This window comes from Polaromonas sp., assembly GCF_029945685.1.
Taxonomy (GTDB): domain Bacteria; phylum Pseudomonadota; class Gammaproteobacteria; order Burkholderiales; family Burkholderiaceae_C; genus Polaromonas.
Genome location: NZ_JAQSDA010000028.1, coordinates 168,686 through 179,002 on the forward strand (window position 1 = coordinate 168,686; position 10,317 = coordinate 179,002).

Genomic DNA, 10,317 nt, shown 5'->3' on the forward strand with positions numbered 1-10,317 from the left:
GAAATGAACGGAAGACGATGATGCTTCGCACTGAAAACAGGCTTTACGCGCCGGGAAAAGCATGGTTTGTCTTGCCACTCATGCGTCCGTGCAGTAAGGGTGACCTGGGACCAGGCGATGCGGCATACAGCCCGACCCGGCCGTTGGCCAGTTCGGGAAAGGTTCAATCGAATGGGGCGCGCGATGGATTAGCGTCCTGGCATAGCCCGAACGGTCAATGCGGCTGCAATGAGGACTTGCCGTTGCGGATGGTTTAGACCACGGGACCAAGCCGTCGGATGACAATGAGAAGTTGCCGTCAGAGATAAGTCAAAGCTCTCTGATACATACCAGTGATATGGGCCTAAAAAAATCTGGGATCTGTCGTTGGCGTACCTACGAAAACACGCAATAAATGGCAAATGCTGACCCACCACTGGTCGCACAAAACGGACTGTGAGCGCCCGCGAAATGGGCCGCTGGATGGCATGACTTTGGAATTGCAAGCGCTTGCAAGAGAGTGCACACGCGTGCACAACAGCACCTTGAAATCGCGGCGATATACTGTATATAAATACAGTCTTCTATTTCGTTTTCACTTGTCCTCCGTGTTTCCCCTCTGAAAATGCTGCCTCTCCCACCCCTGCGCGGACCATTTCCGTTTTACTATTTCCCGACCGTGAAGACGTCCGCACAGTCAGTTGGAGGACTCGCGCGGCTCGCCCACTGGCGGGGTTCTCCAGTTTAGAATCTGAAAATGGGGAAAACCAAAAAAACTGCCGGTCCGTCGGCCCACTTCTCTGGGCATGAGACCTTCCCTCTGCGTCAGATGTGGCTCAAAAAGGTGGTCGAGCAGTCGCTCGGGCATGTCGTTTCAAAAAGCACTTTCGCGGATGAGAATGCCATCGCCGAATTCGGCGTGGGCAAAAACATGGTGGCATCGATCCGCCATTGGGCTTTAGCGTGCAACGTCATCACCGAGGGGCCGCCCGATGGCTACACCGTCACAGCCGATGCCGTCGCCATATTTGACGATGACGGCTTCGACCCCTACTCCGAGAATCCCAACACGGCTTGGTATGCGCATTGGTGGCTAGCCGGCAAGGGCAATCGCGCCACGACATGGCATTGGCTTTTCAATCATGTCACCTCCCCCATCTTTTCGCGCGAGGAACTCGAAGCTCCGCTCGCGGAATACGCCCGCGGCCTCGACGCCAATCGCAAGCTGTCGCCCGCGACGCTGTCGCGAGACATAGAGACGTGCATCCGCAGCTACGCGCCGCGCCTCTCGGGGGGCACTCCTGAGGATTACGCCGAGCCGATGCTCGCCGAGCTCGGCTTGATCTACGAGGAGCACCGTGGGCACTTCGCGTTTCGACGCGGTCCCAAGGCCACGCTCAGCGACGGCATGTTCGCATATGCCCTTCTGGATTATTGGGAGAAAGCCGCCCCCGGCCTGAGCTCGCTAGCGTTCGAATCAATCGCTTATGGAGAAGGCTCCCCCGGACGCGTGTTTAAGCTCGACGAAGACTCCGTGGCCGAGCGGCTATTCAACTTGGAAGCGCTCACCAAAAGCGCGCTGTCATGGACCGACACCGCCGGGCTCCGGCAAGTGCACCGCAAAGAAGAGAAGATCGCCGGGCTCAGCAAGGCCATGATCGAGAGGGCGTATGGCTGAGTCTCACGACAAACTCAGCGACATCGTTCGCATCGCTCGGCACTACCAACGCTCCATCCGCATCGACATCGACTATGGCCGGTCCGACGCGTTGGATGGCTACATCTGCCACGGGACCGCCTCAGGCGTCCTCGAAGGCATGTGCCGTCAAATATCAGAGACCAACCAACGGGCCTTTACGTGGACAGGCCCGTTCGGCGGGGGCAAATCCTCTCTCGCGATCGCGCTCGCGAGCGCGCTCGGCCCGAACAAAGCTTTGCGCGCGAAAGCGCGTGAAGTGCTGCGTCTTGATGCGCAGCCGTCATTCGACAAAGCATTTCCTTGCCGCAAAGGCTGGCTCGCCATCCCCATCGTCGGCAAACGGGCGAGCGTCGTCCAAGAGCTCTCGCGGGGCATGCGGAAGGCCCTAGAGGTTGGCAATGAAGGTAAGAAGGCCACAGCGACCGGGCTGATCGCGGATCTGTGCGAAGCGGCAGAATCGAAAGAGCATGACGGGGTCCTCGTCATCATCGACGAGATGGGCAAGTTCTTGGAAGCCGCCGCGCTCGGCGTCGGGGACGACGTGTATTTCTTCCAGGAATTAGCCGAGGCGGCGTCCCGCTCAAAGGGCCGGATCGTCGTGGTCGGCATCCTGCATCAATCATTCAGCCAATACGCCACGCGCCTTGGCATCGACACCCGTGACGACTGGTCCAAGGTCCAAGGACGGTTCACGGATATTCCACTTGTGGCGGCGAGCGACGAAGTGGTCGAGCTCATCGGCAGAGCCATTGTCGCGGACAAGCGTCCCTTCTGGATGCTCAAAGCGTCCAACGCCATCGCCGACTCCATCCGCGCGCGCCGACCTGCCGTGGGAGCCGATTTTGGCGAAGCTCTGAACTTGTGCTGGCCGCTGCACCCCACGATGGCCGCTCTTCTTGGCCCGATCTCGAAGCGCCAATTTGGCCAGAACGAACGGAGCACCTTTGGTTTCTTAGCCTCGGTCGAGCCCTTTGGTTTCCGCTCTTACCTGGAATCGACTTCGCTGGCGACCGCGACCTGGTATCGCCCTGACAACTATTGGGACTACCTACGGGCCAACCTCGAACCCGCGATTCTTTCTTCCCCCGATGGCCACCGTTGGGCGCAGGCCGTCGAGGCCGTGGAGCGGACTGAAGCGAAGACGAGCGACTCCACGTCGCTAGCCTTGATCAAAAGCATCGCCGTGATCGATCTTTTCCGCAACGGCTCCGGACTCGCCGCCGAAGCTAGCGTTCTGGTGTCTGTCCTCTACGACCACTCCAAGAAAAAAGTCGAAGACACGCTGGAGCAGTTGGCCGCGTGGAAGATCATCCTCTTCAAAAAGCACATCAACGCCTGGTCGGTTTTCGAGGGCAGCGATTTCGACATCGAGTCGGCGATTTCGCAGGCCCGTGGCGCGCTTCCCGGCGTTGACTTCGCACTACTGTCGAGCCTGACCAACCTCTACCCGGTCATCGCCAAACGCCACTATCACCACACCGGCACCATGCGTTGGATGAACATGGCGCTCTGCCGGCTGGAAGATGTTGAGAAAATCGCATCGACCTTCAAGCCGCAAAAGGGAGCGTTCGGACAGTTCCTCCTCGCTCTGCCGGGCCGCTCTGCCAATCACAAAACAGCGCTAGGCCAAGGGCAAGAGCAGTCGAGGATCGCGCCATGGCCTATCGCCGTAGGCGTGCCTCCGAACCACGCCCGCATCGAAGATCTCGGCGCGGAGCTCATCGCCCTGCAGCATGTGCAGGCGCGCCATGAGCTTGGCGGGGATAAAGTGGCCCGCCGCGAAGTGCAAGCGCGCCTGTCATCAGTGCGCGCCAACCTCGAAGAGCAACTTCGAGCGGCAGTGTCGCAAGCTACATGGGTGACCGGAGACATGGAGCCGGTGGCTGGGATCAGGCTGTCGCAAATGGCGTCCGACCTAGCTGACGTGGTCTATGAGTCGGCTCCTGAAATTTGGAGCGAACTGGTCAACCGCGAGAGCCCATCGAGCAACAGTGTCAAAGGACGGCGCGACCTTTTGCACCGCATGCTCACCCATGAGGAAGAGGCTGCTCTCGGTATCGAGGGCTTCCCGGCTGAACGCGGCCTCTATGAGACGTTGTTGAAGGCCACGGGGCTGCATCGCCAAGACGCCAACGGCATCTGGCGTTTCATGCCTCCGACCGAAGAGCACTCGCCCACCTTCGTGAAGCTCTGGGACGAGACAAAAAAGATGTTCACGAGCATCGACGCCCGCGTGAAGGCCGTCGAGGTCGCTGCGATGTGGGCGGCCGCGCCATTCGGCGTGCGCAAGGGTGTGGTGCCTGTCTTGTTCGCCGCTTTCTTGCTTGCGCACAAAGGCAACGTGGCGCTCTACAAGGACGGCATCTTCATCCCGAGGCTGACCGACGCCGACATCGACGAATACCTGCAAGACGATAAACGCTTCTCCATGCGCTGGATCGTCATCGATGCAGAAAAGACCGGCATCCTCTCGGGCATCTCCGAAATTCTTGCCCAAGTCGGCGCCGCCTCAGGCGCACGCGATCCGCTAGAAGCTGCTCGCGGGCTCGTGGCTCTGGTCGTTGGCCTTCCCGCGTGGAGCCAGCGGACGCATCGCATCAGCCCGGAAGCGAGGCTCGTGCGCGACACGCTGCTGAAGGCGCATGACCCCCACAAGGTTCTTTTCATTGACCTGGCGGCCATTTTGGAGAGCGCTGGGGGCGATTCCTACGTGAATGCCCTCCGAGGCCCCATCGTCGAGATTTCGGGGGCCTACGACGCCCTTTTGAAGGACATAGAGGCATCCATGCTCGCGGCGCTCGACGCTCCGACGGAGCGGCTCGACCGCCTGCAAGCCAGGGCCTTCGCCGTCGAAGGCGTCACTGGCGACCTGCGCCAAGACGCTTTCGCGGCCAGGCTGTCCAAGCACGATGGCACCAAGGAGAGCATGGAAGGCATCCTGAGCCTGGCCGCGAACAAGCCGCCTCGCGATTGGAACGATCGTGACATCGACGCAGCTCAGCTTGAACTCGCCCAGGCCGCTCTGCGGTTCAGGCAAGCCGAGGCCTTCGTCTCGGTCAAGGGCCGCAAGCCCACCAGCGAGGCTTTCGCGGTGGTCATGGGAGCGGGTGCCGAAACCATCACCGTGTCCAGGGCGTTCTCATTGTCGGAGCGGCACCGGGAAACTGTGGAAGCCATGGCCGACAAGCTGGCATTGGATTTGAAGGCTGGCGGCATGGACACCAACGTGCTCCTGGCCGTATTGGCCCGAGCTGGCATGAGGCTCACTGTCGATGACGACTCAAAAAAGGAGAAATCGCATGGCTGACAAACATGTCCTGGGCATCTCCGGCGGCAAGGACAGCGCGGCGCTCGCGGTCTTCGTCCGGCAAAACCACCCTGAGCTTGATGTCGAGTATTTCTTCACTGACACCGGCAAAGAGCTGCCCGAGGTCTATGAGTTTTTGGGCCGTCTTGAGGGATTTCTGGGCAAGCCGATCCTGCGTCTGAACCCGCGCCGCGACTTTGATTTTTGGCTGCGCGAATATCACAACTTCTTGCCCTCGGCTCAGACCCGTTGGTGCACCCGGCAATTAAAGCTGGCTCCATTCGAACAATGGATTCGCCCGATGCTCAATGCTGGCGACAAAGTCACGACCTACGTGGCGATCCGCTCCGATGAGGAATACCGCGAGGGCTACACCTCCAAGCATGACAATTTGAAAGTAAGCCTGCCATTTCGGGACGCCGGCATCGATAAGCGCGGCGTCATGGACATCCTCGACTCCTCAGGGGTGGGCCTGCCCAAGTATTACGACTGGCGCTCACGCAGCGGCTGCACGTTCTGCTTCTTCCAGCAGAAGATTGAGTGGGTCCGCCTTAAAGAGCGTCACCCTGAGGCTTTCGAAGAGGCGAAGCAGTATGAGAAGAACGCCCTTGAGCACGGCTCGCCCTTCACCTGGACGCAACGCGAATCACTGAGCGAGCTGGAAAAACCCGCCCGCGTCATTCAGATCGTCACCGACTTTGAACGCCGCAAGCAACGCGACATTGCCAGTCGGCCCGTGAACCCGCTACGGCCGGCCACTACCGTAGAAGACATCGACGAAATTTTCGGCGAAGACGAAGGCGGAGGCGCCTGCGTCGTCTGTCACAAGTGAGAAAGCAAAGTCGTCTTGCGCGCTGGGGCAGCAAGTAGGTCAGAGCAGACTCAGATACTTGTCTAAATTGGAGACAGTGATGGACCGAGTATGACCAGACGTTAGAACGGAGAACTCGTCCAGCCTGATGGTGATAGATGTTTTCTTGATCGATTGCAGGGTTGGGTGGGCCGCGTATTTGACGAACAGTTCCACTTGGTAGTCGCCGGAAGGCCACTCATCTGCCTGATACCCTGCCCGTTGAACTGGAACAAACAGAACGGCTTGGCAGACTGAGGACTGCGGAGAGATAGCGAAATCTCCAAATGGACGCCCCATCTGTCGTCGCGCGGCGAACTCCTCTCCTGGTTTCTCGGGAACAACGCGCTCGGGACGGTAGCGCATTTCCCGCGTAGTCGACCACACGCGTAGGAGAAATAGCTCCACGACGGCTGTGGAAGCTCCGCCGTTGACGACTGTAAGCGGGAGTACCAACTCAAAGGCTCGGTTCGAGGCTATCTCGGGTCCGGCGATCTCGATTACGCTCCACAAGACAGCACAGTTCGCGGTCAAGCGTTGACTGACCGCTTGCGGATAGGCGGCAGTGATTCCGCTGAGCAGCCACCCGTCGAACTCCCCGCGCAACATTCGCTTTCCACCTATTGCCGCCTGCAGCATGCGAGCAACGAGTTCGTAGATCAGAGACTCGCGAAGGGGAAGCGGAAGCGGATCGATGGACTTCGCGGTCAGATAGCGATCCACCTTCGTTATGGCTTGATCGAGCAGGGCCAGCGTGTCCATCGACGTGGGCGTTGGCACATCAACACCGTCAAAGGGCGCGTCGTCCAGCACGGCAGCTGCGATCGGTCCGGCCAGCAGCAGCTGGTATCTGTTTGCAGCGTTGGATGCCTTGAGCTCCTTGCACCATGCAACCACGTCGCCTCTTCCGATCTGATTCTTGGATGACTTGACCTGTTGAGCGCAAGTCGAACCATCGGCATACTCCCAGTGGATGTCTACCTTGTCGTTGTCGGAATCAGGCTCAAGCGTGACAGCCGTCCATTGTTCGCCCGCCCAGAACGAGTCGAGCAGGCAGATGAGGGTCTGGACCGCAAATCCGCGGATCGCTTCGCGCCCGCCCATGGCTAATTCTCAAACTCAAAAAAGTCCATGGCCATCCGACCCCACTGCGAACGCGTGTCCTCGATGCCTAGTCGCACCTTCTCGCTTGGGGCTTCGTCCTCCATTCGGGCCCATGCGGCGATGAGCGACAGGACCTCTCTGGCGTACTGAGCCTCTGGGCCCTCCTCCCCCTGGAGCGCCGCGAAGATGCGCGCGTGTACCGGGTGACGACTGTTGAGTGTGACCAAAATAACGCCTCCAGCTGTGGAGACGTCAAAGATGCTGGAGCCCGTAAGATCAGAGTGCCTGAAACGAAACTTAATCTTCTTGGTGACATAGTCCACGGCTAGGTCGTGAGCCTTCGCCTCCTCCACGCCGTCCTGCACGATATCCGCCGTCAGCGCTGACGCGCGATCGCTGGCGGATGCGTGCTCCTCTTTATCGCTCCTGCCGGTGTCACCAACCCTCTCTCTGCGTCTCATCACCGAGTCGGTCGCCGCCTTCTCGGCCTTGTTCTCGGCTCGTTCTTTCGCGGAGTGGATGCGCTCACCTTCTCGCATCTTGGCCACTTGCGTTCGCATGGAATTCAGCAGTTTCTCGATCTCGCGGCTGATGCGGTACATCGCAAGCCGCGGGTCATGATCTTCTTCGAGGGTCTCGTGGTACTCCTTCACATTGAGACCCTCTTCCAGCGCATCCTCCTCGATGCTTAGACGGTGGAATCCTGTAGCTGACTGCTTGTTATTAGTAACGCCAAAGACGTCATCCAAGCCCGGGTCGAACTGCACCTCGATCCCCCACCATCTTTCGCGAGTGTCATAGGAGTTCGTAAAACTGTGGTTAAGCTCCAGCTCTCGCCTTGACCTCACAACGGAGATGCCCTGATTTTTCTGCGCGTGTTGACCGATGGGTTTGGTTCCTCCTTCACGCCGTGTCTCCGGCTTGCAGATCGAAGCCATGATGGTCACAGGGTGTTCCGCGCCTCCATGAGCCACCGTGAGGACCAGCGGCTGTCCGAACGCTACGAAGGCCGGCTTCTGATTGAAGGGAGCGGGAGCGTTCGTTCCGGTCATCAGGTAGAGCGGATCGTTTGGTCTGACGAAGCTTTCGAAGACGCCCGCTTTGGTCTTGCTTTCATAGGCGGCGAGGCGAATTCGCACGGACTTGTCGTTAATGAAGTGTCGGTAGACCCGCCCGCTGATAAATTCGGTGTGTCGCAGCAGGGTCGTACTTTTCTTCCAGGAGATGCGATCCAATTTGCTCCAGACAACCAACGTCCCGTGCTCTTCGATATTGCCTGCGATCAATGAGCGCCACTCGGAGGGCAGTTCAGACGGTTGCGGCTCGGGGACCTCGGTCATCATGCCGTCCTGAATTTCCTGCACATCCAAATAGGCGTGATGAACAGATCCTTGCTGCCATGACCAGACGTCCACCCTCTTGCATTGCGAAATCGAGGAGTTCGGTAAGCCCATCCCGAACTTGCCGATTCCCTTTTGCTGAGCCTTATCAAGGCGCGACCCGTTGCCGAATTGCAGAGCTTTTCTCAGGAGAGAAGTGTTCATGCCACTGGCATTGTCATAAACAGCAAGTCGGGAAATTTGACTCCGGCCGCCGCTCGGCGCTTCGTCAATGCAGATGACCTCGACCTCAGTGCGGGACCCTGTATCTTCTCCGGCCTGAATGGAGTTATCGATGAGCTCTGCGAGAGCGTGAGCGGTGTCGCGATAGCCCGAGCTTCGCATCGCGGAGATCGACAGGTTTTGCGGAATGATGGGAAAGGACATGTGATCTCCTAGGAATCCAGCGTTGACCAAGTGCTCAACGACGTCACCAAGCCGGCGTCGGCCTGCGAGTCGGCTGCAACAATGAGTCTGAGCGTTGGAAGGTTGATATCTCGAGCTTGTACGAGCCGCCCGATCGTTGAAAGGAACGCGGCTCTAGACTTACCCGGTGACGCCATAACGCACAGGGCGATATCTGGGATGGCGCTGCCCACGAGTAGGAAGCCGTGGACGCACAGGACCTTTTCCCCTCTGGAGACAAACCTCTGAAGGGCAAGGGTGCGTGCTGCAGGAGAGTCCTCTAAGGTAATGGATGTGGCTGGCACACCTAGGACGGGTAGAAGGCCAGCAAACAGCCTCGCGCTCGCCGGGGTTGTCGCGTAGAAGACGATGCGTCCCCACTTCTTGGACTCGTCTTTAAGGATCGTCAGAAGGCGCTCATTGCGTTCAACGTTATTGCCGAGCTCGCTCACGTAGGTTTGATCGAAGTCAAGTAAGTCGTCGTCGATGACGTCGGGCGACGCACCTGCCGGGGCAACTGCAGGCGGCGCGATTGTCAGGTGGACAACCGAGCCTTCAATGTCCACGAAGTCGCCCACGTCGCGAAGCAACTGCAATTCGTCATCCGCCGCGACCGTGATGCGACCTCCCGTAAAAGCCGATATCAAAGCACTCCGCGCAGGTCCTGGTGGAATGGCAGCACCTGATGAGGCCAGAATCCCCACCAGGCTGAAGGGTCCGCCAGCCGACAATTTCCGCACGATCTCAGCGCCGACGGGGTGGACGAGGCTCTCAGCGTCTGCGAATACGGCCACCGATGTGACGCCGCCGAGTTTTTCGAGTGCCTGGTCATCCTTGCTGAGCCGGAGAATGTCAATAACCGCAATTGATCCCCCGAGTTGGTCTAAGTCTCGTGCGGGGTGGTCGCCATAAAGCTGAAGCAGGGTCGTGTCGCGCGACCCGAGTTGTTTCCAGACCTCCTGAAGCTCAAGAAAGGCTTCTTCACACATGGCCGCACCCGGTGCCAACCAAATGACAGACCGGTCATCAGCTTCGGAGCGGAAGAGATCGAGCGCTGCGGTGGCGACGAGGCGGAGCTTTCCAGCGCCGAACGGCATGTGCACAAGGATAGAAACTGGTGGATGCGCAATCGCTCGTCGAAGTTCGCGAAATGCGTTTAGTTGGTGCGCGTGGAGCTTGTGGGAAGCGACAGCTTTATGAGATCCCTCGGATGGTTGGGGAAGTACCTCGAGCTCCTCATTCGGCACGCCGTACCATCTACCCAAAAGCTCTAGATTACGTTGTTCGCCGAAGTTGAAGCCCCTCAGTGTTCGGACTGGGGAGATCACCGGCAACTGCAACAGGTCGCACAGGTCACTAGCCTCCGATTGGGTCAGTTGGGCAAGTAACAGACTTCGAATCTCCTGGCTTCGCAAGGCGCCACGATCGCCCTGCACGCTCACAATGAAATAGGCCAACCCCATTGGACTAGTAACATCTGCGCCCACCGTGCCGAGCAATGCCATCGTCGAGGGGGCTAGCAGGGTCGTGAGCGTGGCCGTGTCGTTTCTGGCCAGGTGTTGAACAAGTCGCGTCATCGTGGGTCCACGAGACG

The 10,317-nt window shown here is 59.0% G+C and carries 6 protein-coding genes; 3 read left to right on the forward strand and 3 right to left on the reverse strand.

Going from position 1 to position 10,317, the window contains the following annotated elements; genetic code table 11:
• Window positions 1-736 precede the first annotated feature (736 nt).
• From PSV26_RS21375 to PSV26_RS21385, 3 genes are read left to right on the forward strand one after another with little or no spacing between them, the layout of a single operon-like run.
• On the forward strand, window positions 737-1,657 hold the full coding sequence (locus PSV26_RS21375; RefSeq protein WP_300573949.1) for a DUF4007 family protein: 921 nt from the start codon (window positions 737-739) through the stop codon (window positions 1,655-1,657).
• Window positions 1,650-4,985 carry an ATP-binding protein gene (locus tag PSV26_RS21380; RefSeq protein WP_300573952.1) on the forward strand — a complete coding sequence of 1,112 codons (3,336 nt, stop codon included), beginning with the start codon at window positions 1,650-1,652 and terminating at the stop codon, window positions 4,983-4,985. Before PSV26_RS21375 ends, PSV26_RS21380 begins: the two co-directional genes overlap by 8 nt.
• Entirely contained in the window at window positions 4,978-5,817 is an 840-nt protein-coding gene (locus PSV26_RS21385) for a phosphoadenosine phosphosulfate reductase family protein (RefSeq protein ID WP_300573955.1), read from the forward strand. The genes PSV26_RS21380 and PSV26_RS21385 overlap by 8 nt, the downstream gene beginning before the upstream one ends.
• A gap of 39 nt (window positions 5,818-5,856) precedes the next feature.
• Here the strand turns inward: PSV26_RS21385 and PSV26_RS21390 are convergent, their stop codons facing one another.
• Genes PSV26_RS21390 through PSV26_RS21400 form a run of 3 tightly spaced genes read right to left on the reverse strand, consistent with a single transcriptional unit; the run spans window position 5,857 to window position 10,300 of the window.
• On the reverse strand, window positions 5,857-6,939 hold the full coding sequence (locus tag PSV26_RS21390; RefSeq protein WP_300573959.1) for a hypothetical protein: 1,083 nt from the start codon (window positions 6,937-6,939) through the stop codon (window positions 5,857-5,859).
• A 2-nt stretch (window positions 6,940-6,941) separates the two neighbouring features.
• The gene (locus tag PSV26_RS21395; RefSeq protein WP_300573962.1) at window positions 6,942-8,705 is read right to left on the reverse strand and encodes an ATP-binding protein; all 1,764 of its coding nucleotides are present in this window, start codon (window positions 8,703-8,705) and stop codon (window positions 6,942-6,944) included.
• 8 nt (window positions 8,706-8,713) lie between these two features.
• Window positions 8,714-10,300: a hypothetical protein gene (locus PSV26_RS21400; RefSeq protein WP_300573965.1), complete on the reverse strand. Its 1,587-nt coding sequence runs from the start codon at window positions 10,298-10,300 to the stop codon at window positions 8,714-8,716.
• Window positions 10,301-10,317 lie beyond the last annotated feature (17 nt).

What these genes read in the sequence shown, in the direction of transcription:
- PSV26_RS21385 (WP_300573955.1), top strand. Translation starts at nt 4,978, where the DNA reads ATGGCTGACAAACATGTCCTGGGCATCTCCGGCGGCAAGGACAGCGCG.
- PSV26_RS21390 (WP_300573959.1), bottom strand. Translation starts at nt 6,939, where the DNA reads ATGGGCGGGCGCGAAGCGATCCGCGGATTTGCGGTCCAGACCCTCATC.
- PSV26_RS21400 (WP_300573965.1), bottom strand. Translation starts at nt 10,300, where the DNA reads ATGACGCGACTTGTTCAACACCTGGCCAGAAACGACACGGCCACGCTC.
- PSV26_RS21380 (WP_300573952.1), top strand. Translation starts at nt 1,650, where the DNA reads ATGGCTGAGTCTCACGACAAACTCAGCGACATCGTTCGCATCGCTCGG.
- PSV26_RS21375 (WP_300573949.1), top strand. Translation starts at nt 737, where the DNA reads ATGGGGAAAACCAAAAAAACTGCCGGTCCGTCGGCCCACTTCTCTGGG.
- PSV26_RS21395 (WP_300573962.1), bottom strand. Translation starts at nt 8,705, where the DNA reads ATGTCCTTTCCCATCATTCCGCAAAACCTGTCGATCTCCGCGATGCGA.